This is a genomic window from Xylocopilactobacillus apis, assembly GCF_033095965.1.
Classification (GTDB): domain Bacteria; phylum Bacillota; class Bacilli; order Lactobacillales; family Lactobacillaceae; genus Xylocopilactobacillus; species Xylocopilactobacillus apis.
This window is the reverse complement of the sequence record NZ_AP026801.1, coordinates 1,426,009-1,451,728: the sequence shown is the minus strand read 5'-3', so window position 1 is coordinate 1,451,728 and position 25,720 is coordinate 1,426,009. Positions and strand designations below refer to the sequence as shown.

Annotated in this window: 21 protein-coding genes; 16 read left to right on the top strand and 5 right to left on the bottom strand. The window is 34.5% G+C overall.

Translation table 11 applies throughout. From position 1 onward, the window contains the following. From R8749_RS06895 to R8749_RS06880, 4 genes are all read left to right on the top strand, one after another. Nucleotides 1-1,038, top strand: a complete 1,038-nt coding sequence (locus tag R8749_RS06895; RefSeq protein WP_317695315.1) for a zinc-dependent alcohol dehydrogenase family protein — start codon at nucleotides 1-3, stop codon at nucleotides 1,036-1,038. A gap of 191 nt (nucleotides 1,039-1,229) precedes the next feature. After that, a complete protein-coding gene (locus tag R8749_RS06890) occupies nucleotides 1,230-2,078 on the top strand; it encodes a PRD domain-containing protein (RefSeq protein WP_317695313.1) in 849 nt (282 codons plus the stop codon). A 118-nt stretch (nucleotides 2,079-2,196) separates the two neighbouring features. Beyond that, a complete protein-coding gene (locus tag R8749_RS06885; RefSeq protein WP_317695310.1) occupies nucleotides 2,197-4,083 on the top strand; it encodes a beta-glucoside-specific PTS transporter subunit IIABC in 1,887 nt (628 codons plus the stop codon). Nucleotides 4,084-4,302: 219 nt separating this feature from the next. Next, a complete protein-coding gene (locus R8749_RS06880) occupies nucleotides 4,303-5,769 on the top strand; it encodes a glycoside hydrolase family 1 protein (RefSeq protein ID WP_317695307.1) in 1,467 nt (488 codons plus the stop codon). Between the two features lie 28 nt (nucleotides 5,770-5,797). On the opposite strand, the gene R8749_RS06875 is transcribed toward R8749_RS06880, so the two are convergent. Beyond that, nucleotides 5,798-6,901 (bottom strand): SLC13 family permease, encoded by a 1,104-nt coding sequence (locus R8749_RS06875; RefSeq protein WP_317695304.1) that lies wholly within the window; start codon nucleotides 6,899-6,901, stop codon nucleotides 5,798-5,800. Between the two features lie 143 nt (nucleotides 6,902-7,044). On the opposite strand from R8749_RS06875, the gene R8749_RS06870 reads away from it, so the two are divergent. Next, a complete protein-coding gene (locus R8749_RS06870) occupies nucleotides 7,045-8,199 on the top strand; it encodes an oxidoreductase (RefSeq protein WP_317695301.1) in 1,155 nt (384 codons plus the stop codon). A 63-nt stretch (nucleotides 8,200-8,262) separates the two neighbouring features. After that, the gene (locus R8749_RS06865; RefSeq protein WP_317695300.1) at nucleotides 8,263-8,835 is read left to right on the top strand and encodes a methylated-DNA--[protein]-cysteine S-methyltransferase; all 573 of its coding nucleotides are present in this window, start codon (nucleotides 8,263-8,265) and stop codon (nucleotides 8,833-8,835) included. 52 nt (nucleotides 8,836-8,887) lie between these two features. Here R8749_RS06865 and R8749_RS06860 read toward each other — a convergent pair whose 3' ends face one another. The 3 genes from R8749_RS06860 to R8749_RS06850 all read right to left on the bottom strand — a co-directional run bounded on the left by R8749_RS06860 (nucleotide 8,888) and on the right by R8749_RS06850 (nucleotide 12,098). After that, the gene (locus R8749_RS06860) at nucleotides 8,888-10,711 is read right to left on the bottom strand and encodes a glycerophosphoryl diester phosphodiesterase membrane domain-containing protein (RefSeq protein ID WP_317695298.1); all 1,824 of its coding nucleotides are present in this window, start codon (nucleotides 10,709-10,711) and stop codon (nucleotides 8,888-8,890) included. Further along, entirely contained in the window at nucleotides 10,708-11,514 is an 807-nt protein-coding gene (locus R8749_RS06855; protein ID WP_317695296.1) for a Cof-type HAD-IIB family hydrolase, read from the bottom strand. Before R8749_RS06855 ends, R8749_RS06860 begins: the two co-directional genes overlap by 4 nt. 215 nt (nucleotides 11,515-11,729) lie before the next feature. Beyond that, on the bottom strand, nucleotides 11,730-12,098 hold the full coding sequence (locus R8749_RS06850; protein ID WP_317695293.1) for an EXLDI protein: 369 nt from the start codon (nucleotides 12,096-12,098) through the stop codon (nucleotides 11,730-11,732). A 246-nt stretch (nucleotides 12,099-12,344) separates the two neighbouring features. Between R8749_RS06850 and R8749_RS06845 the strand changes: the two genes are divergently transcribed. The 7 genes from R8749_RS06845 to R8749_RS06815 are packed head-to-tail and all read left to right on the top strand — an operon-like array spanning nucleotide 12,345 to nucleotide 20,984. Next, on the top strand, nucleotides 12,345-12,791 hold the full coding sequence (locus tag R8749_RS06845; protein WP_317695290.1) for a dCTP deaminase/dUTPase family protein: 447 nt from the start codon (nucleotides 12,345-12,347) through the stop codon (nucleotides 12,789-12,791). Nucleotide 12,792: 1 nt separating this feature from the next. Continuing rightward, entirely contained in the window at nucleotides 12,793-14,160 is a 1,368-nt protein-coding gene (gene radA / locus R8749_RS06840; protein ID WP_317695287.1) for a DNA repair protein RadA, read from the top strand. Between the two features lie 52 nt (nucleotides 14,161-14,212). Continuing rightward, nucleotides 14,213-15,700, top strand: coding sequence for a glutamate--tRNA ligase (gene gltX / locus R8749_RS06835; RefSeq protein ID WP_317695284.1), 1,488 nt, complete (start codon nucleotides 14,213-14,215; stop codon nucleotides 15,698-15,700). A gap of 12 nt (nucleotides 15,701-15,712) precedes the next feature. Further along, entirely contained in the window at nucleotides 15,713-17,125 is a 1,413-nt protein-coding gene (gene cysS, locus R8749_RS06830) for a cysteine--tRNA ligase (RefSeq protein ID WP_317695281.1), read from the top strand. Continuing rightward, nucleotides 17,122-17,523 (top strand): Mini-ribonuclease 3, encoded by a 402-nt coding sequence (locus R8749_RS06825; protein WP_317695278.1) that lies wholly within the window; start codon nucleotides 17,122-17,124, stop codon nucleotides 17,521-17,523. The genes cysS and R8749_RS06825 overlap by 4 nt, the downstream gene beginning before the upstream one ends. 12 nt (nucleotides 17,524-17,535) lie before the next feature. After that, nucleotides 17,536-18,276, top strand: a complete 741-nt coding sequence (gene rlmB, locus R8749_RS06820; protein ID WP_317695276.1) for a 23S rRNA (guanosine(2251)-2'-O)-methyltransferase RlmB — start codon at nucleotides 17,536-17,538, stop codon at nucleotides 18,274-18,276. Nucleotides 18,277-18,290: 14 nt separating this feature from the next. Beyond that, complete coding sequence (locus R8749_RS06815; protein ID WP_317695274.1) at nucleotides 18,291-20,984, top strand: transglycosylase domain-containing protein; 2,694 nt, start codon at nucleotides 18,291-18,293, stop codon at nucleotides 20,982-20,984. A 60-nt stretch (nucleotides 20,985-21,044) separates the two neighbouring features. Here the strand turns inward: R8749_RS06815 and R8749_RS06810 are convergent, their stop codons facing one another. Beyond that, nucleotides 21,045-22,040 (bottom strand): LacI family DNA-binding transcriptional regulator, encoded by a 996-nt coding sequence (locus tag R8749_RS06810; RefSeq protein ID WP_317695271.1) that lies wholly within the window; start codon nucleotides 22,038-22,040, stop codon nucleotides 21,045-21,047. A gap of 164 nt (nucleotides 22,041-22,204) precedes the next feature. On the opposite strand from R8749_RS06810, the gene R8749_RS06805 reads away from it, so the two are divergent. The 3 genes from R8749_RS06805 to R8749_RS06795 are packed head-to-tail and all read left to right on the top strand — an operon-like array spanning nucleotide 22,205 to nucleotide 25,715. Further along, nucleotides 22,205-23,335, top strand: coding sequence for a thiolase family protein (locus tag R8749_RS06805; RefSeq protein ID WP_317695269.1), 1,131 nt, complete (start codon nucleotides 22,205-22,207; stop codon nucleotides 23,333-23,335). After that, the gene (locus tag R8749_RS06800) at nucleotides 23,332-24,561 is read left to right on the top strand and encodes a hydroxymethylglutaryl-CoA reductase, degradative (RefSeq protein ID WP_317695267.1); all 1,230 of its coding nucleotides are present in this window, start codon (nucleotides 23,332-23,334) and stop codon (nucleotides 24,559-24,561) included. The genes R8749_RS06805 and R8749_RS06800 overlap by 4 nt, the downstream gene beginning before the upstream one ends. Continuing rightward, complete coding sequence (locus R8749_RS06795) at nucleotides 24,558-25,715, top strand: hydroxymethylglutaryl-CoA synthase family protein (protein ID WP_317695265.1); 1,158 nt, start codon at nucleotides 24,558-24,560, stop codon at nucleotides 25,713-25,715. Before R8749_RS06800 ends, R8749_RS06795 begins: the two co-directional genes overlap by 4 nt. The last annotated feature ends 5 nt before the right edge of the window (nucleotides 25,716-25,720 follow it).

The window sequence follows — 25,720 nt, the reverse complement described above, 5'->3', positions numbered from 1 at the left end:
ATGAAAACAGCAACTTTTATTGAACCAGGCAAGATTGAATTAAGAGATTACCCAATGCCTGAAATTAAATCAGAGCATGATGCAATTATCAAGGTTGTCAGAGCCTGTGTCTGCGGGTCTGATCTTTGGTGGTATCGGGGAATCTCTAAGCGAGAAAAGAATACTCCGGTTGGACATGAAGCTATCGGCATTGTCGAAAAAATCGGTTCGGCAGTCAAAAATGTTCAAGTAGGTGACTTTGTAGTTGTACCTTTCACCCATGGTTGTGGTCATTGTGCAGCTTGTCTTGCCGGATTTGATGGGAATTGCTTAACAAAAATTGATGACGAAGTAATTGGTTACCAAGGGGAGTATTTAAGATATAAAAACGCTTCTTGGGGACTAGTTAAAATTCCAGGACTTCCTAGTGATTATAGCGATGATGAGCTAAATGATCTTTTAGCTTTGGCAGATGTTATGGCGACAGGATTTCATGCAGCAGATAGCGCTGAGATTAAATCAGGGGATACAGTAGTTGTAATTGGTGACGGAGCCGTTGGACTTTGTGGAGTTATTTCAGCTAAGCTTCTAGGTGCTAAAAGGATTATTGCGATGAGTCGTCACGAGGATCGCCAGCGATTGGCAAAAGAGTTTGGTGCGACCGATATTGTTGCTGAACGTGGTGATGAGGGTGTTAAAAAGGTTATGGATTTAACTAATGGGAATGGTGCTGATGAAGTTTTAGAATGTGTTGGAACTGAACAATCAGTTGATACTGCAGTTAAAGTCTGCCGTCCTGGTGCCGTTGTTGGGCGCGTAGGAGTTCCTCAAAAAAATGAAATGAATACCAGTAATCTATTTTGGAAGAACATTGGTTTACGAGGCGGAATCGCCAGCGTTACAACTGATGATCGTAAAGTATTGTTAGATGCAGTTTTGAATGGAAAAATCCACCCTGGTAAAGTCTTTACTAAACGTTTTAAACTTGATCAAGTTGAGGATGCTTATGAAGCAATGGATCAGCGTGAAGCGATTAAATCGTTATTGATAATTGATTAATAACAAAAAAGTGTTAGGTTTTTAAATTCCCTAAAATCAAAAAAGTGTTGACAACGGTTTCACAGACTAATATAATATTGTTCGTAAAAGGTGTGTTACCGATTGAATTTGGGCATAAACCTATCTTTTAATGTATCGAATTTCATTAAAAGGTAGGCTTTTTGTTTGCCTTAGCCAGGGGGATTAAAAGATTGATTTTTGTTAAAAATTTTAATAATAATATTGCTCTGGTTAAGGATCAAAATAATACAGAATGGGTGGTGATTGGAAACGGGATCGGCTTTGGGAAAAAACCGGGAGATCAGGTTGACCAAAGTAAGATTTCTCGTCGTTTTGTAGCAGCAGATGAGGATAGTTCGGTACTTGATACTTTATCGGATATCTCTGATCAAACAGTTTTAATTACGAATGAAGTTGTTAAAATGGTTGAACCGATTTTAAATGCAAAATTTAATAGTTATCAATATTTGGTTCTAGCAGACCACATTGAATTTACAATTCAGCGTGCGGGGACCGCTTTAGATTTAGCAGACGGAACAACTCGCTGGAGTGTTAAAAAATTATTTCCTCAAGAATACGAGGCAGCCCAAAAAGCGGTTAGGTTGATTGAAAAAATGTCTAAGCTGAAGCTTTCTAGCGGTGAAGTAGTTTTTATCACATATCATTTCTTGAATTTAAGATCTGATGCTCCAGGACTTCACGATACCATTAAGATTACTAAACTAATTGAGCAAGTAGTTGAAATTGTTCAATATGAATACGGCATTAATTTAGATAGTGATTCGTTTAACTTTAATCGCTTTATTACTCATTTACGTTCTTTTATGATTCAGCATTTAAGAAAAGCTGAAGGGCAAAGCGATGATTTAGATCCAGCTATTTTAAAATTAATGATTGCTAAGTATCCCCATGCTTACAAAACTGTTGAACGGATCGGAGATTTTTTACAAAATAAAACAGGCTGGCAGCTGCAGCCGGATGAAAAAGTTTATCTAACTTTACATATTTGGCGTGTTACTCATCGCCATATAAGTGAATAATCATCACATTGGTGTGTTACTGATTCGATCAGGCATTAACCCGTTAATTGTTATTTTCTAGAATTATTTTAATTCTAGTATTTAGCAATGGCGGGTTTTTATATTTTAGGAGGAAAAAATGGCTTACGAAGAATTAAGCAAACAAATTTTTGACAATGTTGGAGGCGATACAAATATTGATACTGCCTGGCATTGCGCAACAAGACTAAGATTTATTTTAAAAGATGAAAGCAAAGCAAATACTGAAGCAATTGAAGCTTTAGATGGTGTTGTAACTGTTGTACAAGCGGGCGGACAATACCAAGTCGTAATTGGTAATAACGTCGGCGAGGTTTATGATGCACTAGTTGCTCTTGACCCTCGTTTGGGATCAGTTGATGAAGAATCAGCCCCAACTGAAAAAAAGAAATTAACAGCAAAGGGCGCATTTGATTCCTTTATTGGTTTCATTTCTGGTTCATTTACGCCATTTCTTGGTGCCATGGCAGGAGCCGGAATTTTAAAGGGTTTGTTATCGCTATTTGTCGTTTTACATTGGATGACACCTAATACAGGAGCTTATCAGGTTTGGTATGCAGCAGCGGACGGAATTTTTTATTTCTTACCAATAATTTTAGCTTTTACTTCTGCAAGACAGCTAAAAGTAAATCAATTTGTTACAGTCTCAATTGCAATGGCATTGGTTTATCCGACGATGGTTGCATTAACAAGCAGTCATAATCAAATAAATTTTTTTGGAATTCCAATTGTAGCAACAACTTATACGAGTACCGTTATTCCAATTTTGTTAGTGGTATTTTTGCAAAAGTATTTAGAACCGCTGTTTAATAAATTATGGCACGAATCGGTCCGTAATATTTTGACACCGCTTTGCGTGTTAATGATTTTAGTTCCTTTAACTTTTATCGTTGTTGGACCAATCAGTACAGCAATAAGTAACGCTTTAGCAGGTCTTGTTTTAATGCTTTATAAGAATGTTCGAATTATTTCTGGACTTGTTTTAGGCGGTTTCTGGGAAGTCTTCGTAATATTTGGTGTTCATTGGGCCTTTGTACCGGTTATGATGAACAATTTGACAAAATGGGGCTATGATCCTTTGGTTCCAATTCTTTTGCCAGCTGTTTTAGCCCAAGCAGGGGCAGCGTTTGCGGTTTTCTTAAAAACCAAAGACGAAAAAATGAAAGGTTTAGCTGGTTCTAATACAATTACTTCAATCTTTGGGATTACTGAACCAACCGTTTACGGGATTACTTTGAAAATGAAAAAACCATTCTACTGTGCAGCAATTGCAGGAGGAATAGGAGGAGCCATCGTAGCGGCTTCAGGAGTTCATGCAAATTCAGTTGGATTAGTTAGTGTGTTAACAATTCCGACATTTATCAGTAAAGGATTTGGTATTTCTTTAATCGGTGATGTTTTAGCATTTATTTTAGCAACAGTATTCACAATAATGTGGGGAGGCATCAATGATAGTAAACAACCTGCAGTTGCTGCATCAACCGCAGGAGTTAAATCAGAGAGTAAAAATCAGGTTAGTTCTACTCCTCAAAGTAGGGCAGAAACAATTCTTAGCCCTTTGACAGGACAAGTCATTTCTCTAAAAGATGTTAAAGATGAAGTCTTCTCATCTGGTGCAATGGGTGCTGGTATTGCAATCGAGCCGACTGAAGGGGTTGTTGTGGCACCTGCCGATGGTACGATTCAGATGGTATTTCCAACTGGACATGCAGTTGGACTTTTAACCGATAACGGAGCTGAAATTCTAATTCATATTGGAATGGATACAGTTCAATTAGATGGTAAAGGTTTTGAAATTTTAGTTAAAAAAGATGAACATGTAAAAGCTGGTCAGATACTAGTTAAGTTTGATATTCAAACAATTAAGGATGCAGGTTTACAAATTACGACGCCAATCGTTATTACTAACAGTAAGAACTACGATGAAGTTAATGTGATGGCTAAAGGCGAAGTAAAACAAAAAGATTTACTTTTGGACTTGGAGTAGTTAAAAAACACCCAATTTATAGGGAAAATGATGAAACATAAAGTAAGAAGAGTATTGGGAATTACAAGCTCATTGATAGCAATTATATAAAGGAGCACCAATTAAAAATGATGGTGTGACAATATTAGTTTATAAAGATGGAAAGTTTACTTTAACTAGTTCAATAGGTTCTTTGAAGTATTTTATTGCAGGAAAAAAGGAATGGAAGGATATTAAGTAATGTATTCAAAAGATGTGCCGACGGGATTTCCTAAAGGTTTCTTATGGGGAGGAGCGACGGCTGCTAATCAAATAGAAGGTGCTTGGAACGTTGACGGCAAAGGATTAACAACGGCCGAAGCAGTAAAAAAGGCCCAAAATCATTTAGTACTTTCGATGAATGATGTTTCAAAAAGCAGTATCGAAGAAGCAATTGCTGATCAGACTGATGAAATGTATCCTAAGAGGCGTGGAATTGATTTCTATCACCATTACAAGGAAGATATTAAATTATTTGCTGAAATGGGATTTAAAGTGTTTCGAATTTCAATCGCCTGGGCTCGAATTTTTCCTAATGGTAATGATGCTGAACCGAATGAAGCTGGACTAAAGTTTTATGATAATGTTTTTAAAGAATGTCATAAGTATGGAATTGAACCTGTAGTAACAATTTCTCACTATGAAATGCCTTTAAATTTAACTGTCCAGCAAAATGGTTGGGCAAGTCGAAAAACTATTGAAGATTTTACTCGTTATACAAAAGTTCTTTTTAATCGTTATCGTGGAGTTGTAAAATACTGGATGACTTTTAATGAGATTAATGCCATTATTGGCGGTTATACTGGAACTGGTGCTGTCGACAATGAATTATCTCTAACTGAACAAGGACAATTACGTTATCAAGCTGTTCATCATCAATTTGTTGCAAGTGCAATGGCTGTTAAGCAATGTCATGAAATTGATCCCGAAGCTAAAATTGGCTGTATGCTAGCTCGAATGCAGACGTATCCGAAATCATCTAATCCATCAGATGTTCGAGCAGCACAATTACAAGATCAGTTGAATCTGTTCTTTACTGACGTGCAAGTTCGAGGTGCATATCCGGAATATATGAATCGTTATTTTAAAGAAAATGGAATTGAAATTAAGATGGAGCCGGATGATGAGAAAATTATTATGGCAGGTAAGGTTGATTATCTTGGCTTCAGTTATTATATGACAAGTATCACTACTGCAAGTGAACATGTTGAAAAGTTTACTGGTAATTTTGTTGCAGGAAGCGAAAAAAATCCATATCTTGAAACAAGTGATTGGGGTTGGCAGATTGATCCGATTGGTCTTAGGATTACATTAAACGAGTTTTGGGATCGCTATCGAGTTCCGTTATTCATAGTTGAGAATGGTCTTGGTGCTGAAGATAAAATGACACTTGATCATAAGGTCCATGATACTTATCGAATTGCATACTTGCGCAAACACATTGAACAAATGAGAGAAGCAATTAAAGATGGTGTTAAATTGATGGGTTATACCACATGGGGCCCAATTGATTTAATTAGTTTTTCAACTTCTGAGATGTCAAAACGTTACGGCTTTATCTACGTCGATCAAGATGATGAAGGTAATGGAAGTTTGAAACGCTATAAAAAAGATTCCTTTTATTGGTATAAAAAGGTGATTGCTTCCAATGGCGAAGATTTAGATTAATTTAAAACGAGTCTCTATGGCTCGTTTTTTAGTACAAAATAATTAATAGGCAACCTAAAAATCCAAGGATTAAGAGCATTAAAACATTCAATCCTGTAAATTTAATAAGGTAATGTTTATTTTGACGCTTGAAATTAAGTTTGTATTGTTTATAAGCAAGAAGATTGGCAAGTGATGCAACTAAAGTTCCAAGACCTCCAATGTTGGTACCTAAAAATAAAGCATAAGACTTTTTAGTAAATGGTGCGAATAAAATAGCAGTTGGGACATTACTTAAAAATTGACTTAATCCAATACTTGAAAAATAGACTTCAATGGCATTATTTCCAATCGATTTTAATGAATTAACGAGAATATCAGCATGACTAATATTACTTACGGCAACGAAAAAACAAATAAATGTCAATAAAAGCGAATAATCAACATTTCCAAATATTTGCGGGGAAATTATTAAAGCACTGATAATAGCAATCAGAATTCCAATTGTTAAAGGAATTAATTTAAGGATGCTTAATAAAACAATTAATGAACTGATTCCTGCAATCCAGACTTTTTTAGAATTTAATTTATTTAATCCTAATTTCTGTTGAACGAGTGGTTGAGGCTTAATGAGATAAGTTAAAGACTCAAGGAGGATAAAACTTAATAGACAGATTGGTAATGCCATTTTGAGAAAGTTTATAAAGGATAAATTGTAGTGGACAAATAAAAATAGATTTTGAGGATTACCAATCGGTAAAAGGATACTTCCTAAATTAGCAGCGAGGCAAAGCAAAATAACTGGTAATTCCGGGGCAACTTTAGTTTGTTTAATGCTGATTTTCAGTAAAGGAATTAAAGTGATTATTGCGACATCATTGGTCAAAATCATTGAACTAAAAAAAGCAATTAAAATTAAAATTTGAATGAGGAGTCGTGTATTCACAATTTTATAAGTTAAATTATCAGCAATAAATTGAAAGACCCCCAAAAATTGAAATGATTGGACCATAATCATCAGAGCAAACAAAGATCCGATCGTTCGCCAATCAATATCACTATTACGAGGGCGACCTACAATAAGAGTAATAACAGCTACTGCTAAGCTGATCAATAGTAATTTGTCAGTAAAAGTTTTTTTTAATATTTTCATTGTTTCAATGACTATTTTAAGGTTTAAAATTTCAAAATTAAAGCGATTTTTATGTTTTAAAATCTATTTCAATAAAAGCGCTTTTTTATAAGCTGAATGATTTATAATTAAGTTGAAAATATAAAAATTGGATGGAGGAAACAATGCAAGAAAAATATCAGCCGCTTTTTGAAGAACTTAGATTAAATAATGGAGTAACTTTGACTGATCGATTAGGAATGTGTCCGATGTTGGTTTTTGCTTCAAATGATGACGGAACTCCATCTCAGTTAGATTTAGACTATTTTAAATTACGTAATGAAGTGGGACAAATTTTAATTACAGGTGCGACAACTTTTCAGCCTCATACTAAATGTGGACCTCATCAACTATCAATTGAAAATGATGAAGCAATTGAACCTTTTAGTAAGTTAGCAAGTGTTATGAAAGAACACGGAAATAAAGCGATTGTTCAGCTTCAGCATCCGGGTCGTGAAGCATCGGTCGGATATGCCGAAACTGGAAATGCTTATGCCCCTAGTGCAATTGATTTTCCTTTTTTGAATTATCCGGTTAAAGAACTCACAGATGGACAAATTAAACAAATTATTACTGATTTCGGCAAGGCAACTGAGCGCTTAATTAAAGCTGGTTTTGACGGGGTTGAAATCCATGGAGCCAATCATTATTTAATTCAGCAATTTTTCTCTGAATATTCTAATCGACGAACAGATTTTTGGGGCGGCAGCTTAGAAAAACGGATGAATTTCCCGATCGAAGTAACTAAAGAAGTTATTTCAGTCGCCAGAAAATTAAAACCCGATTTTATTGTCGGATATCGTCTTTCACCTGAAGAAATCCACGGAGAAAATGTTGGTTATACGATTGATGATACTCTTAAATTAGTTGATAAATTATCAGATTTAGATATTGATTATCTTCATACTTCAACGTATGGCGGTGGTAATTTTGGTAAAGATGCCTATAAAGCCTATGCATTAAAAGGGAACCAAACCAAGCCCGTTAATGCTCTTATTAAAGAGAAAATTGCCAAAAGAGAAGCAATGATTGTTTCTGGTTCAGTTAAAACGCCGGATGATGCATTAGATGCTTTAAATTATGGTGATATAGTTGCAATGGGAGTCGTAGCATTAAGTGATCCAGAGTTTACTAATAAAATTATTAACGATCAGATTGATCAAATTAATTTAAATGTTAAGGATCGGTTAAAAGAATTAGTGATTCCAGAAGCACTAGTTGAAGTTTATAAAGCCGGAGCACCATTACCGCCACTAGAAGGACTAGATTTAAGTAAATAAAAATATTCAAAAGGGGCTGTAAAATGCAGCTCTTTTGTTTTTTATATAAAAAGGGAAAATAAAATGAATGAGACAGGTGCTGCTAAAAAGATTGATCTATTGACTAAGTTAGTAGAAGAAATAAGCAATAAAAATTTTACTCCCTTATTTTATTCAATACTTAAAACTAAGTTGGGCCCAATGATCGTTATTACTGACAACCATGCGGTTTATTTACTAGAGTTTGTTGATCGAAAAGGGCTTGAGAGTGAAATCCATAACTTTAAAAAACGACTTAAAGCAAAAATTTTACCTCGAAAAATTTCAATAGTTAATGAACTGGAACATGAATTAAATGAATACTTTTCCACAGGTAAATCAATTTTTACAGTTCCAATTAAAATGACGGGAACTAATTTTCAAATTAAAGTTTGGCAAGAGCTTCAAAAAATTCCCACAGGTGAGACAATTTCATATCAAGAATTAGCAGTTAGAATCGGCAATAAAAATGCCAGCAGAGCGGTTGCAAGAGCAAATAGTACTAACAAAATCGCGCTTATTATTCCCTGTCATCGAGTCATTAATTCTAACGGTAATATTGGGGGATACGCTGGCGGAATTGAGCGCAAAAAATGGCTTTTGGTAAATGAAAAGTAGTCTACTATATTGTAAAAAAATTGAAGTTGTTATTTATGCTATATAGATAACCCTAATTTTCTATCGTTGAAAAGTCGAAAATAGAATTTTCCTTCGCATAAAGCCAAATTCTGTGCGCGTAAGTTGTACGTTTGTTATTGGTTTTAATGCTTTTTTTAAGTTTGGACAGTTCATTGGTTATAATTCCGTTAACTCCGATAAACTGCATGCGGTCCATGTCATCTGGATCATCGACAGTCCAGGCGTAAACCTGTTTGTTCTCATTTTTTGCTCCGAAAATAAAACTTTCATCGAGCGTTGCTTCTTCCATCGTGTAGGCGTTCGCTTTTGTGTTAGGAAAGATTAGGTTGTAAGGCATAATATAACTAACGAAAATTTTAGGAGCTTTCTGTTTGATTCCATCAACTATTCGATAGTCTAGTGAATGAACTCGATCATGATTATTAACAATTATTCTTCCATACTTTTTTAAAAAAATGTCTAACATATTTTTGCTGTCATGAGGAGTCGTCTTAATTTCAATCAGTAAATGTTGGTGAATTTTACGAGCCGTTTGATAATAATCGTCAAAACTAGCCATTGGCGCACTTTGTCCATTTTCTCGTACTTTTAGCTTCGTTAATTGTTTTAGAGTTAATTGATAAGGCTCTTTGTTAAGGCCAGTTAATTGCTTTAAATTGGCGTCATGCATTACAATAAATTGATGATCTTTCGTTTCGTGAATGTCCATTTCAACATAATCGGGTTTTAATTTAGCAGTTTTTTTAAGAACGGGAATTGTGTTTTGAACACCGTTATTTCCGTCAACCCCACGGTGAGATATTTCTAAAATTTTTGTGTTGTCGTGATTGTTAATAAAAAGTGCATAATTTCTAAAATTAACAATTGAAATTATTAGAATTATTAAGGCAGAAATCGTATAACTGCCTTTTCCTAATTTTTTTTTGAAATGTATTTCTGTATTTTTATAAAGTGAGGAATTTGTAATTTTCTCGTCTTGATAAAAGTCCACAACGACTATTAAAGCGCTAAGAGCTGAGGCCCAAATTCCAAGTAATAATTGAATAATTTTAATTAAAGAAAGATTCCCAATTGCAAAATAAAAAGCAATATTTTTTTCAAGCATTAGATCAAGAAGCCGCTGAAAAGAGACAATAAAACCAATTACTGCGAATTTAACTAGAGAAGCTATTAAAATCACCAATATAAAACGCACAATAATTTTCCAAAATCGAGGTCCAGTATTGTGCCAGCTGTTTTTAATAGCTTCTGTAATTTGGTTATTTTTGATAAAAATTAATGGTAACACTTGAATTAAGCGAATTGCCAAAAAGGTAATTATTAAAATGAAAGCAAGATAAATAAATGTCATCCACCCATTGCTTAAAAAGAAATCCTCGATAAATGTAGGTATTTTAACTTTGTCAAGCAGTGGGGAGCCCAATAAAATATTAGATAAAGGCACAACTATGATTAGGTAACAAATAAAAAAAGGGAAACTTGAAAATTTAAGATTATGAATTTTGCTCCAGCTTTTCTTAAGTATTTCCCAAATGGTTTGATCATAATCTTGTCGCAATTGATCAATTCCAATAAAAACAAAAGCAAATTGTAAATAAACTAACATCAAAATGATGATTAGCAGAGCAATTAGTTCCAAAACAGCCAGCGGATTTTTGGTGACTATTGAAGTGAAATTGTCGTAACCTAGATAAGGAATTTTATTGATCCAAAGTATTCCTTGCGCAGTTAAAGCGAGAGCAGGAATTATAAAAAAGTTAATCAAAATATGGAGAGTTAAAAATAAAATTAAAAATGTTTTTCCTTTTTGGAAAAAGAAATGGGTAGCATTTTTAACAAATTTCCAGCTTTTCATCTATGTAGTCCATATTTTTCAATTGCATGAGCGACTCCGTCATGGTTATTATCATTAGTTTCAACTTCAGCAGCTTGTTTAATGATAGAAATTGCATTTCCCATTGCAACTCCAATACCGGCTTGATTAATCATTGATAGATCATTTAGTTGATCACCGATTGCCATTGTTTCTTCAATTTCAATGTTTAATTTTTTGGCCAGAGCAGCCATTGCATTCCCTTTTGATGATTGTTTATTCAAATACTCTATATTATGTCTGGAAGAACGAATAACAGTTAATTTATTATAAAATGATAATGGAATTTTCTTTTCGATCTGATCAAGAACTTTTTGATCATCATTAGTCATGGCCTTGATATAATTAATGTCTTCAGGTAATTTTCCATGTTCTTTAATGTAAAGAGGGAGACGAGTCATATAATTTTCGAAACTTCCATGCCAATTAATTTGATGCCAAGTTGTATAAGCACTGCTTTCGGTTTGAAATTCAACATAAGTTCCAAGGTTTCGATTAAAAAGATCAATTTCTAAAACGCTAGAATAGGGAAGACTGAATTGTTGAATTGTGGTTCCATCAACTTTTTGAATTAATCCACCATTGTATGTTATTACGTAGTCTTCAGAATTTAAATCCAGCCGGTCAATTATAGAATATACACCTGTTAATGGACGGCCGCTCGTGATTACAATTTTAATCCCAGCATTACGGGCTTCAGTGATTACATTTTTGGTGTAATCGGTTATTTGTAACAAATCATTTAGAAGCGTTCCATCTAGGTCAATGCAAATTAATTTAGTCATAGTAATTCCCCCAATTCTCATAATATAACAGGTATTTGGGTAAAATAAAAATTCGATGAGGGGAGATCACCGAATTTCTTGGGAGTTTATAAGTTGTTAAGGTAATTAATTAAATCTCTTGGGAGGAGTTATTAACTAATTTCTACAATGTTAATACTACATTGTAGATGTGAAGAAATTTTGATTTATCTGTCAAATTATTGTAAACAAAAAAATCAAATATCTAATTCCTCAACAACTTCACCGGCGGTTAATTTGGTCTGAAGTTTTTGAATCATATTTTCATCAATATAATTGTTTAACGAAGATAAAGTAGGTACAACCTTAAAAATGAAATTAGATTTTATTTCACTTGGATCAAAATTAGATTTGTAGTGTGATTTATCGTTCCAGTAATTCCAGTTAACATCAGATCTTTCATAATAAACAAAATTTTTCCTTGGAGTTTGATAGATTCTTTTATAAGTTATTGTCCTATCATTATTAGATTTATTGATCGTACTATAAATTTTATAGCCTAAAAAGGATTTATATTCATTAATGCCGTCGTTACTAACTTTTAGCTGTACTTTTTTATATTCCATTTTATCAACCTCTTGCATAGCATTGTATACTTAAAGTAATTATAATTTATGGATTAGAAAATTAAAAAACTCGATCAGGGAGGCCGATCGAGTAATTTTTTGGGAGTTTGTAAATTATTTATGAAAATTAACTAGATCTCTGGGAGGAGTAGTAATTAATTTCTACACTTATTAGATTACTATCTGATTGTGAAGAAAGTTAGACCTAATTGTAAAAATAATATGTTGATTGGATAAAGGAGAATCATGCGAGGATTTAAGTTAGTAAGTAAATATCAGAATCAAAATATAAATTTGCCAGAACGCAGCAGTGTTGGGTCGGCAGGATATGATTTTGAAGCAGCATCAGATGTTACAATTAAAGCTCATCAAAGCGAACCAGTTTTAATTCCAACCGGGATTAAAGCTTATATGGAATCAAATGAGTTTTTACTTTTAGTAAATCGTTCCGGCAATCCGCGAAAAAAAGGATTGATTTTACCGAACGGAGTCGGGATTGTTGATAGTGATTATTTTGATAATCCTGGTAATGAAGGAGAGATTTTTTTCCAAGTATTAAACATAAAAGATGAAGACGTGACAATTAAAAAAGGTGAACGAATTGGTCAGGGGATTTTTATGCCGTTTTTAATGGCAGAAAATGATCTTGCTGATGGTAAGAGAATTGGAGGATTTGGTTCTTCCGGAGATTAAAATGGTAAAAACGAAAACTATCTATGTGTGCAGCAACTGCGGATACGAATCAGCAGTTCAATACGGGGTTTGTCCCAACTGTCATGAATTTGACACAATGGAGCCGCTGGTTAAAAAATCACAGGAAACCTTAAAGAAAAAAGCGAAAATTGGTGAACAAGCAGTTGCTAAGTCAATCGATGAAATTTCGATCAATGATCTTGCAAGATTAAAAACGGGGGTTGATGAGTTTGACCGAGTTTTAGGGGGCGGACTTGTTCCGGGCTCTTTGGTTCTTATTTCGGGAGATCCAGGAATCGGTAAATCAACAATTTTGCTGCAAATTGCCAGTAAAATTGTTTCTCAAGACCAAAAAGTCCTCTACGTGTCTGGCGAAGAGAGCGCATCTCAGATTAAAAGAAGGGCAGAACGTTTGGGGGTAAGAGGTAAGGAATTAATAATTCTTTCTACTAGTGATTTTGATGAAGTAGAGTCACTTCTTGGTGAGGTTAAGCCCGATTTGTTGGTGGTTGATTCAATCCAAACAATGGAACTTTCAGACATCGACGGAGCAGTAGGAAGTGTTTCTGTTGTGAAAGAATTGACAAGTCGTTTAATGAAGATTGCTAAAAATCAAAATATTACGACTTTTATCGTTGGTCATATTACAAAAGATGGCACTATTGCTGGGCCCAAAATCTTAGAGCACATGGTTGACACGGTAATTTATATTGAAGGGGACAAATTTCATCTTTACCGGATTATGCACACCGTAAAAAATCGATTTGGCTCTACTGATGAAATTGGTTTGTTTGAAATGCATGAAGACGGACTTAAAGAAGTTACCAATCCTTCAGAAATGTTTTTGCAGGAAAGACTAGAAGGGGCAAACGGTTCAGCAGTTGTTGTCTCAATGGAAGGGACACGCCCTATTTTAGTAGAAATTCAGGCGTTGTTAACCCCGACTCTTTTTGGCAATGCAAGGCGGACAGCAACGGGCATTGATTATAATCGAGTGTCTTTAATCATGGCAGTGCTGGAAAAAAGAGCCAATATTTTACTTCAAAATCAAGATGCTTATATTAAAGTTACTGGGGGAGTTCGCTTAGATGAACCAGCAATCGATTTGGCCTGTGCAATGGCGATTACTTCAAGTTTTAAAAATAAAGAAATACCCGCAAGTGTCTGCTTTATTGGAGAATTAGGACTTGCTGGTGAGGCCCGCAGTGTTAATCGGATTGAGTTAAGAATCGCTGAAGCTGAAAAATTGGGATTTAAAAAGGTATTTGTACCAGCAAACAACTTAAAAAATTATCATGACAAACCAAAAATTGAGGTGATTGGAGTAAAAACAATTGCTGAAACAATCAAAAAAGTTCTTGGATCGTGATAAGTGATATTATAATTAGAGATTTTTAAAAACACGGAGGATGTCAGTAATTTTGGAAACAGAAAAAGTTAGAGTACGTTATGCGCCAAGTCCAACAGGACATTTACATATTGGAAATGCGCGAACTGCATTATTCAATTATTTGTTTGCCCGTAACATGGGCGGATCTTTTGTAATTAGAATTGAAGACACTGATACAAAAAGAAATGTTGCTGATGGTGAAGCATCTCAGTTAGATAATTTATCGTGGCTTGGCATTGATTGGGATGAAGGCCCTGATGTTGGGGGAGAATACGGTCCTTATCGTCAGTCAGAACGTAATGAGCTTTATCATAAGTATATTCAAGTCCTGCTTGATAAAGGTCTTGCTTATGAATCCTATCTTACTGAAGATGAGTTGACTGCAATGCGTGACCGTCAGCAAGAAGAGGGCGTTATGCCTCATTACGAGTATGAATTTGAAGGAATGTCGGAATCTGAAATTGAATCGGTAATAGCTGAAAAACAAGCTAAAGGTTTAAAACCGGTTATTCGAATTCGTCTGCCAAAAGATCATATTTTTCAATTTGATGATATTGTGAAAGGTCATATCGAATTTAATAGCGATACGCTTGGCGGCGATTTTGTCATTATGAAAGAAGATGGGCAGCCAACTTATAACTTTGCAGTAGTTATTGATGACCATTTGATGGAAATAACTCATGTTTTAAGAGGTGACGATCACATTGCTAACACTCCTAAACAATTGGCCGTTTATGAAGCTTTAGGATGGGATGCACCAAAATTTGGACATATGTCACTTATCATTAACCAAGCTACCGGCAAAAAACTAAGTAAGCGTGATGAAACGATTTTGCAGTTTATTGAACAGTATCGCAGCTTTGGATATCTTCCAGAAGCGATGTTTAATTTCATCACTCTTTTGGGCTGGTCGCCAGTTGGTGAAGAAGAAATATTTACAAAAAAACAATTTATTAAACAATTTGATCCAAAACGCTTGAGCCGCTCACCTGCTAAATTTGATGAGAAGAAGTTAGAATGGATTAATAATAAATATGTTAAAGCAGCTCCTTTAAGCCGGATTGCTCATATGTGTCTATTGGATTTAATCAAAAATGGTAAAGTCGAAGAAAATCCGGATGAACAAAAAATTGCTTGGGTTAGATCTCTTGTTGCTCTTTTTAAAGACCAGATGAGTTATACCAACCAAATTTTGGATCTTTCTGACCAATTCTTTCACGATATTTCTGAACTAGGTGAAGGTGAGCAAAAAGAATTGCAGGACGCTTCTGCAACATTTGTCATTGATGATTTTTATAGTAAAATTAAGGATCTAACACCATTTACTTCTGTTGAAATTGCAGACGCTATTCAAAGCGTTAGAGAAGACACCGGTACTAAAGGACGTCAACTATATATGCCGATTAGAATTGCATCGACTCGTTTAATGCATGGACCTTTTTTAACGGACGAATTAGAAGTAATTGGTAAAGAGAAAGTTATTGAACATATTAAATTAACTTTACAACAAATGTCTTAAAGAGGCGTCTACTTGCTAAAAATCTACAATACTCTTAGTCGAAAAAAAGAAAATTTCACCCCAATCTCTAAAAATCAGGTTACGATGTATGTCTGCGGGCCAACTGTTTATAATGACATTCATATTGGTAATGCTCGTTCAGTAGTCGCTTTTGATACCGTGCGCCGTTATTTAATGTATCGAGGTTATCAGGTAAAGTATGTTTCCAATTTTACTGATGTTGATGATCGAATGATTGATCGGGCAGCTGAGGAAAATGTTACAGTTTTTCAGTTGGCAGATCGAGTTATTAAAGGTTATGAACATGATGTTTCGCAAATTAATGTCCTGCCAGTAACCGTTCGAACCCGGGCAACTCAATTTATCCCGCAGATAATCGATTTTATCTCTCGTTTAATTGAAAAAGGTTACGCTTATAAAAGTGAAGGGGATGTTTATTTTCGGACACGAAAATTTCAAACTTACGGAGAACTATCAGATCAGAGTATTGCTGATCTTGTCGTTGGAGCAAGTGAGCATGTTAATTTAGAAGAACAAAGCCGAAAAGTTGATCCGTTAGATTTTGCGCTCTGGAAAGGTCAAAAAGGTGATGAAATTGCCTGGGATTCGCCTTTTGGAAAAGGTAGGCCGGGCTGGCATATTGAATGCTCGGTCATGTCAATTTCTGAACTTGGTGAGACTATTGATATTCATGGCGGAGGGGAAGATTTAAAGTTTCCCCATCATGAAAACGAAAGAGCTCAAAGTGAATCTTTAACTGAAGAACCTTTTGTTCATTACTGGATGCATAATGCTTTTGTTACTACAGCAGGTGATGAAAAAATGAGTAAATCGGCCGGCAATTTTATAACTTTGCATGAAGCATTAAAAACTTATGATGCAAATTTTTTACGCTTTTTCCTCGTTCAGACTAATTATCGTAAGCCACTGCAATATTCAAAGGATTCAATTGCTCAAGCTAAACGAAATTATGATCGAATTGCAGAGACTTCTCGTAACCTAAAAGCTTACATTGACGGTATCGAGCCGACAAAAACTGATAAGTCCAATGGCTCTTCATTAGTAGAAGACTTTAAAAAACGATTTGTTGAAGCGATGGATGATGACTTTAATATTCAAAATGCCTTAACAATAGTTTTTGAATATTTAAGGTGGATCAATAAAGAAGTTATAAATCAGTTATCCAGCTTAGATGAGTTAAATAATATCCAAAATTTATTAATCGATTGGCTTGGCATCTTGGGATTAAGCGAACCAAAAACTGAAGAAATTACCGACCAGGAAATTTTAGATTTAATTAATCAAAGAGATGCTGCTAGAGAATCTAAAGATTTTAAATTAAGTGATGAATTGCGTGATCGGCTTTTAAATTTAGGAATTTCAATTGAAGATACTAATAATGGAACGAAGTATACGAAAAAATGACAAATGTTAATCAATTAAACGGGTTAATTCTTGCATACTTAGGTGATGCAGAAATAGAAGAAAAAGTTCGCTACTATTTAGTGATGAATAAGCATTGTTCGGTTAACGAACTCTATATGCTGGCAAAATCATATGTTTCGGCCAAAGCCCAAACGGCTTTTTTTAATTTAATGTCAAAAGAAGAAATTTTAACAGATGAAGAATTTAGCGCATTTAAGTTAGGAAGAAATGCAAAAAGTCATACTCATGCAAAAAATACTGCTATTTCGATTTACCGAATTTCTACTGGTTTTGAAGCATTATTTGGTTATTTAAAAGTTACAGGACAGGATGATCGGATTCAAGAATTAATGGATTTTTGTTTTAAAAATATTGATAATGTAGAAATAATTGAATGAGGGTAAATTCATTTGCAAAATAAAGAAGACCATTTAGAAACAAATCAAATATTTGGCCGGCATTCAGTAATAAATGCTTTAAAACAATTACAAGCCAGCCAAATTAACCAGCTTTTAATTCAAAAATCTTTAAAAGGCAGTTTTTTTAACGAAGTAATAAAACTGGCTAAAGAAAAAAGAATTCTAATCAAGTATGTGCCGAAAGAAAAACTGGATAAGCTGACTAATAATAGCACTCACCAAGGAGTGGTTTTAGAAAATGCTCCGTTTTCTTATTCCGAGCTGTCAGATTTGAAAGACAGCAACTTTCTTTTGATGTTAGATAACATTATGGATCCGCATAATTTTGGTTCATTGATTCGTTCAGCAGATGCAGCAGGAGTTCAAGGAATTATTATTCCAGAGCGGCGCAATGTTCAAGTTACTGATATTGTTTGGAAAGCTTCAACGGGAGCAGCATCTTTTGTACCTATTGTTCGGGTTACAAACCTTAGTTCAACTATTAAAACGTTAAAAGAAGATGGATTCTGGTTTTTTGGAGCTGACATGCAGGGTACCAATTGGTTAGATTGGCAAGTAAATGGTAAAATTTGTTTAATTGTAGGAAATGAGGGAAGTGGAATCTCGCAAGGGATTCGTGCTAAGATTGATGAATTTATTAAAATTCCGATGTTTGGTCATGTGGATAGTTTAAATGCATCAGTAGCTGGTGGGTCTTTACTAATGCTGGCGGCTGCCAAACGTAATCAATAACAATTTATGTTCAAATGGATAAACTAAAAGAATTTTTTATAAGTTTTGGAAACAATTTAAAAGCATTAAATAAGGAACAAATTTTTCATCAGATTGATTTAGGTTTACAAATCATTAGAAAAGTTGTTTTGAATTTTATGGCTCTGGGCATTTTAGCTCTAGGTCTTCTTTTTGGTATTGCAGTTGGTTATTTTGCGTCAATCTTAAATGAAGAATCGATTCCTACAGTTTCTCAAATTGATAAGTTAATTCATGATGTTGATCAAAGTTCGACCCTTTATTTTGCCGATAATTCTTCTCTAGGAGAAATTCAATCTGATATCGTTAGTTATAAGGTAAAATCCAACCAGATTTCTCCGTGGATTAAAAAAGCTATTGTTGCTTCAGAAGATGAAGATTTTTATATCCATCGAGGAGTAATGCCTAGAGCAGTTTTTCGCGCGGCACTTTCTGACATTTTTGGACTTGGGGCTCAAACAGGCGGCTCAACTTTGACTCAGCAATTGGTAAAAATGCAAATTTTGTCTTCTGAAACAACTTTTAAGCGTAAAGCTACTGAAATCTTTTTAGCGATGAGAGTAAGTAAGTTTTTTAGTAAAGACGATGTTCTAACTTCATACTTAAATGCAGCCTCATTTGGTCGAAATAACAAAGGTGAAAACATTAATGGGATTGGGGCTGCTGCTCAAGGCATTTTTGGAAAAAACTGTCATGACCTTTCGATTGCACAATCTGCTTTTGTAGTTGGGTTGGTTCAAAGTCCATTTGCTTATACACCATTTGATAATAAAGGTGCAATTGATAAAAATACTGTTAAATATGGTTTAAAGCGGTCAAAAATTGTTCTTTTTAGACTTTATCGTGATGGTAAATTAAGTAAAGAGCAATATCACAGTGCTTTGAAGGAAGATCTGAGCAAAGAATTTTTAAAACCAGCGGCTTCGACTAAACATATTAATAATAATGGTTATACATATAGCGCTGTTAAAGAAGAAGCACAAGATATTTTAGCGAATGTTTTAATGGATGATGATGGGATTGATTCTGATAAGGTTAAAGAATCGACTTATAAAAGATATTATGACGCTGCTAGGCTGAAATTGTCGCAAAATGGATATAAAATTTATTCAACTATTAATCCAAAGATTAATAACAGTATGCAGCAAATTTTGACAAATAGTCGCGATCTTTTTAGTGAAACTCATACTGATAGTGTGTATGATCAACAAAAAAATGATTTTGTCGAATTATCGGAACCGGTTCAACATGGGACAGTTGTTTTGGATAATAAAAGTGGTGGAGTTTTAGGGTTTATAGGAGGTGTAGACTTTAAACTTAATGAGTTTAATCATGCGTTTAACAATCGTCGTTCTCCCGGCTCTTCAATTAAACCGCTGTTAGTTTATGGTCCGGCTATTGATTCCGGGATTATCGGTTCTCATTCAGTGTTAGCAGATTTTCCGGCTAAATATGGTAATTATGAACCAAGTGATTATGATCAAACTTTCCAAAATCGTTTTGTATCAGCAACTGAATCCCTTGCTCAATCATACAATGTTCCAACTGTTAATCTCTATCAGGCTCTTCGTCAAAAAGATACAAATTTAGCTAAGAGCTACATGGATAAGATGAATATTGAGCTAACAGATAAAGAATACAATGAGCTCGGAATTTCATTGGGAGGAACGGATCATGGACTTTCGCCCCTTCAAGAAGCGGGAGCTTATGCAGCATTTTCTAATGATGGTGACTATCAAAGACCATATGTAGTTTCGAAAATTCTTGATCCAACTGGTCGAGTAGTCTATGAACATAAAACTAAAAAAGTTAAAGTATATTCAGATGCCACTTCATATATTATGAGAAAAATGATGCAGGAAGTTGTTCAAAATGGTACCGCGACTCTATTAGGTTCTAATTTAGAATTTGATTCGGATAAACTTTATGGAAAAACAGGTACAAGTAATGATAATCGTGATTATTGGTTCACAGGTTCAACTCCAGGAATAACGATTTCCTCATGGATTGGCTATGATAATCGATCAGGCAACTCATATAATTTACAAATGAGTGATTCAGATAGTAACTTACGTTATGTGGCTAGAATTTTAAATAGAATTTATGAAAATAATCCAGACTTCTTAAAGTTAAATGAGCAAAAATCTAAGCCAAAAAGTGTTAAAGAATATAATGTTCTTCTTAAAACGGGGACTTTACCTGGTACAATCAATACTAATTCTTCTAGCTTTACGATGAGGGGTCAAACTGTTGAAAGCCTTTATGCTAAAGGTGAACCAAAAGAAATATCTGTCAACTTTGGAATTGGCGGATATGCGAGTGATTATAGATTGTTTTGGGCAAATTACTTTGGACAATATAATGGCTATGGGATTGTATCGAGTGCATTTAAAGGGATGGAATATGATACGAGTAATCCAAAAGAATATTTCTCTTACTATGAGGCTCCTCGTAATAGTTCTTCTAATAACTATTATAATTCGGTAAATAATAATCAAGGTTATTATAATCAGAGTGGTAATGAAAATTACTATCAAAACTATAATCAAACTGGAAATTATGGCGGCTTAAATAATAGCAATGGATATAACCAGAATCAGCAAACTAACCAGTACGGAGGAGAGGATCAGAACAATAATCAAATAAATCAAAACCAATCAAATAATTATAATAATGGAAATGGTCAGTAAATATAGCTAAACAAAAAAGCAAATCAATTTTTAGATTTGCTTTTTTAATCTGAAGAACTATTAAATTCTGGTGCTGCCTCGATGGATAATATCATAGTCAAGAAAAACTTGTTTGTCTTGAACTTTTTCATTGTTCATGATTTTTGTTAAAATTCTCATAGCGACAGCTCCAATATCGTATAAAGGCTGAGAAATTGAAGAAATCATTGGACGAGCGTATTTTGTGACTACAGTATTGTTGCTGGTAATAATTTGGAAATCATCGGGAATAGATTTACCTAATTGAAATCCTTTGTTTAATAACATTATGGCAACATCATCACTGTAAACAACAGCTGCAGTGGCATCGCTGTCATAAATGTCTTGAAGCATTGGATTACTAATGCTGTTGTTGTCGCGATATTCAAAAATTAAATTTGGATCAAAGCTAACTCCGTATTTCTTCAAAGCATCTTGATATCCTGGAATCCGATAATCACTATTAATAGAATAATTTTTATCGTTGATAACTAATGCAACTTTTTGTTTTTGTTTCAAAAAGAATGATGTGGCATCGCAAATTGCTTTGCGGTAATTAATATTGACACTCGGCGTCCCTTCCTGATCTACAGATCCTGCTAAAACTACGGCAGTCCCATTGTCTTTGGTAGATTTTTGAAAATGTTCAGTTTGATCTCGGCCCATATAGATAATTCCATCAACCTGTTTGGCTAAAAGATTATCAACAATTTTATTTTCTTTTTCCGTGTCCTCACTTGAGTTTGCAATAATAATGTTATAGTTATACATTAAAGCAATATCATCAATTCCTACCGCTAAATTAGCAAAATAATCATTGGCTAGGTCTGGTAAAATAACACCAATTGTTGTTGTTTTTTTGCTAGCTAAACCCTGAGCAACAGCATTAGGGTGATAATTCAAGTCGTGGATAACTTTTAGGACTCGTTCTTTTGTTTCCTGTTTAACTTTAGGATTTCGGTTCATTACGCGGCTGACAGTAGCCATTGATACATTAGCTGCGTTTGCTACATCATAAATTGTTACTTTAGGTTGCATATTTAAATATTCTCCTGATTTTCTGTAAAAATGTAATATTTTTCATTGTAACTCAACTCAGCTAAAAAATAAAGCGTTTCCACGATTTTTTTGGAAGAAATTAAAATTTTTTAAAATGAAACTGAGAAAAATCAGAAATCAAATTTAATATATAAAATGAAAATATGCAGAAAAAAATAACAAAAATTATCGATGCTAAAAGAAGTCCGATCGGAAAAAAAGGTAAAAGTCTTGAGCAGTTATCGGTTCAGGAAATTTCTTGTCAGGTAGTTAAAGATCTAGATATTGATTTAACACTAGTTGATTCTTTGATTATGGGAACAGTCTTACAGACAGGTCTGGGTTCTAATGCTGCACGGCAAGTTGCTCTTAAATCAGGGATGAACGATACTTCTACAGCTCAGACTGTAAATATGGTATGCGGTTCTGGAATGTATGCACTTCATCTTGCTGATAGTAAAATTAAACTTCAAGAAGCTAATTTAATAATTGCGGGTGGTGCAGAAAGTATGTCCAACGCACCGGCATTTGGTTTAAAAAATAAGCCAACTCTTTTAAATGATGCTTTAGAAGATCCTTTTACTCATGATCATATGGGAGTTACGGCAGAAAATGTAGCTAATGAATATCATGTAACTCGAAAAGAACAAGACGAATTTGCCCTTTTGTCTCATCAAAAGGCAGGGAAATCTTGGGAAAAAGGAGATTTTAATAAAGAAATTGTTCCAATCAAATCGGGCAGTGAAATTCTTTTAAGTAGCGATGAATGTGTCAGAGTGGATTCTAGCTATGAAAAATTAAGTCAATTAAAGCCAGTTTTTTGTGAAAGTGGAACAGTTACAGCGGGGAACTCTTCACCTTTAAGTGATGGAGCTAGTTTCTTAGCCTTAGCCAGTGAACAATTTGTGGATGATTATAATTTAGATGCAAAAGCTGATATTGTTGATTACGTGGAAATCGGTTTTAAACCTGAATTGATGGGATATACTCCTTATTTTGCGATCAAAGAGCTACTAAAGCGAAATGGATTAAAGATTCAAGATGTTGATCTTTTCGAAATTAATGAAGCTTTTGCCTCTCAATGTTTTGCAGTCAGCCGCGATCTTTCAATTCCACTGGATAAACTTAACATCAGCGGCGGGGCGATTGCTTTGGGGCACCCGTTAGGATCCAGTGGAGCCAGAATTGTGACGACATTAGTTCATAATCTGCAACGAAAAAATCTGGAATTAGGAGTTGCATCTTTATGTATTGGAGGCGGGATGGCTTGTGCCATGCTGATTAAAAATAATTGAAAAAATTTTATGAACTTGCAAGATTAGAGCGGGTTAAAGAACTTTTAAACAGTAAACAAATAACCCATGATTTAGCAGATCGATTAGTAGATGCTGCAAATTTGACTGACCAAGAATTAGAAATTTTCACTGAAAACTCGATAAACCAGTTTCATATTCCAATTGGCTTGGTTCATGGGTTAAAGGTTAATGGGGAAAGTTATGAAATTCCGATTGCAACTTATGAGCCTTCAGTTGTCGCAGCTTTAAATAAAGCAACTCATTTTGTTAACGAAGACAAAGGAATCGTTGTTACTGGGACAAAGCTGCCGACTACCGGACAAATTTTTGTCACATATCAAGGTGAAGCAGAAGCAATTAAAAGTGATATCATCTCAAAAAAAGATTTATTAATTGCAAAAGGAAACGAAGCCGTCTCTCATTTAATTAAACGTGGCGGTGGAATTAAGCAATTAACGTTTGATTTTGAACAGGAAATTATGATTTGTACCGTTCAAGTTGATACAAAAGAGGCAATGGGTGCAAATTTAGTTGACACGATTGTTGAAAAAATTGCACCTCTAGTTGCAAAAATTATCAATGGTGATGTTATCAGTGCAATTTTATCTAATCTACCAATTGGCGAACCTTTTAAAGCAAGGGCAAATGTTCCGGTTTCACTAATTGGCATTGAAGCGGCGGAAAAGTTAGTCCAGCTTTCAACAATTTCAAGTTTTAACGAAGCAAGGTCAGTAACTAATAACAAAGGGGTTATGAATGGCTTAATTGGAGCAGTGATTGCAACGGGTAATGATGATCGGGCTGTCAGCAGCGCCATGTATAGTTATCATTCAAAACCGCTTAACCGCTCATTTACGAATTGGATTATAAAAGATCAAGAACTAATTGGAGAATTTGTTGGTTATTTACCTCTTGGAACGGTGGGAGGAGCAATCTCAACTCACCCTGACGCCAAAAAATGTCTATCGCTTTTAAACGTTCAAGATAGCACTGAACTAGCACATGTTTTAATGGCAGTGGGACTGGCAAGCAATTTTTCGGCGTTGTATGCGTTAGTTACGGATGGAATTCAAAAAGGTCATATGCGTCTGCAGGCAAAATCTATTGCTAAAAGTGTAGGGGTTAGAGATCAAGATCTTAGTTCAGTAGTAGATGAAATGGTAAAGCGGAAAAGCTTTGATACGATTACAGTACAAAAAATTTTAAAAGAGAGAAGAGACAAATGATCGGTATTAATAAAATAGCTTGTTATATTCCTCAAAATTACCTTAAAATGACTTCTTTAGCATCAGCTAGGGGAGTTGATCCTAAAAAGTTTTTAATTGGAATTGGGCAGGAAAAAATGGCTGTTGTCGGAGGAAATGAAGATTCGATTTCAATGGGGCTTAATTCAGCTCGTCGATTATTAGATTCATTAACCTCAGAAGAAAAAGAATCGATAAAATTAGTAATTTTTGCAACTGAAAGCAGTGTTGATGAATCCAAAGCAGGATCATTGTTTTTTCAGCAATACTTGGGACTTTCATCAGATGCGCGTTATTTTGAAATAAAAGAAGCGTGTTATGGGGCAACGGCGGGTTTGGATTTAGCAATTGATCGGGTGACACTGCACCCGGATGAAAAGGTTCTAATAGTAGCTAGTGATATTGCGCGCTATGGTCTTAATTCTGGCGGTGAGGTAACTCAAGGGGCTGGAAGTGTTGCAATGCTGGTTGAAAATAGTCTTGAAACGGCATTTGAAACCGTCTATCGACCATCCTACTATGCTCAAAATGTTCCTGACTTTTATCGCCCAATGGGTTGCGAAGAAGCTATTGTTGATGGACCGCTTTCAAATCAAACTTATTTGCAATTTTTTAAACACGTATTTGAGGACTTTTTTAAATCTAAACCAATTATGCCTGAAGATTTAAAAATGATTAATTTTCATATGCCTTATACCAAGATCGGTCTTAAAGCCTTAAACGAGATTAAAGATCAGATTAATATTGATAAATTTGAAGAATGGGTTAATTTGTTTAATCAAGGAAAATCATTAAATGCAGAAGTTGGAAATATTTATACGGGTTCCTTATATTTAAATCTTTTATCAAATGTTTTAGCAGGAAATCTCAATAAAGAAGATTTAATTGGAATGTATAGCTATGGATCAGGTTCACAAAGTGAATTCTATGTTTTAAAAGCTCATGCAATTCCTGATTTAAGCTCACTAAGCGATCTGTTAATTAATCGTCAGGAAGTTGAGATTAAGACTTACGAAAAAATGTATCAAGAACGATCTGATGAGTTAAATCAACAATTTAATTCAGAAGGCATTCGTTTAGGAGATTTTTACTTAAAAGAAGTCGTTAACGGAAATCGAATTTATGATCAAAAATAGCCAAT

Bases quoted from the DNA above. Each gene is read 5' to 3' on its own strand.
- R8749_RS06895 (WP_317695315.1), top strand. From the start codon at position 1: ATGAAAACAGCAACTTTTATTGAACCAGGCAAGATTGAATTAAGAGAT.
- R8749_RS06885 (WP_317695310.1), top strand. From the start codon at position 2,197: ATGGCTTACGAAGAATTAAGCAAACAAATTTTTGACAATGTTGGAGGC.
- R8749_RS06880 (WP_317695307.1), top strand. From the start codon at position 4,303: ATGTATTCAAAAGATGTGCCGACGGGATTTCCTAAAGGTTTCTTATGG.
- R8749_RS06875 (WP_317695304.1), bottom strand. From the start codon at position 6,901: ATGAAAATATTAAAAAAAACTTTTACTGACAAATTACTATTGATCAGC.
- R8749_RS06870 (WP_317695301.1), top strand. From the start codon at position 7,045: ATGCAAGAAAAATATCAGCCGCTTTTTGAAGAACTTAGATTAAATAAT.
- R8749_RS06865 (WP_317695300.1), top strand. From the start codon at position 8,263: ATGAATGAGACAGGTGCTGCTAAAAAGATTGATCTATTGACTAAGTTA.
- R8749_RS06860 (WP_317695298.1), bottom strand. From the start codon at position 10,711: ATGAAAAGCTGGAAATTTGTTAAAAATGCTACCCATTTCTTTTTCCAA.
- R8749_RS06855 (WP_317695296.1), bottom strand. From the start codon at position 11,514: ATGACTAAATTAATTTGCATTGACCTAGATGGAACGCTTCTAAATGAT.
- R8749_RS06850 (WP_317695293.1), bottom strand. From the start codon at position 12,098: ATGGAATATAAAAAAGTACAGCTAAAAGTTAGTAACGACGGCATTAAT.
- R8749_RS06845 (WP_317695290.1), top strand. From the start codon at position 12,345: ATGCGAGGATTTAAGTTAGTAAGTAAATATCAGAATCAAAATATAAAT.
- radA (WP_317695287.1), top strand. From the start codon at position 12,793: ATGGTAAAAACGAAAACTATCTATGTGTGCAGCAACTGCGGATACGAA.
- R8749_RS06825 (WP_317695278.1), top strand. From the start codon at position 17,122: ATGACAAATGTTAATCAATTAAACGGGTTAATTCTTGCATACTTAGGT.
- R8749_RS06815 (WP_317695274.1), top strand. From the start codon at position 18,291: ATGGATAAACTAAAAGAATTTTTTATAAGTTTTGGAAACAATTTAAAA.
- R8749_RS06810 (WP_317695271.1), bottom strand. From the start codon at position 22,040: ATGCAACCTAAAGTAACAATTTATGATGTAGCAAACGCAGCTAATGTA.
- R8749_RS06805 (WP_317695269.1), top strand. From the start codon at position 22,205: ATGCAGAAAAAAATAACAAAAATTATCGATGCTAAAAGAAGTCCGATC.
- R8749_RS06795 (WP_317695265.1), top strand. From the start codon at position 24,558: ATGATCGGTATTAATAAAATAGCTTGTTATATTCCTCAAAATTACCTT.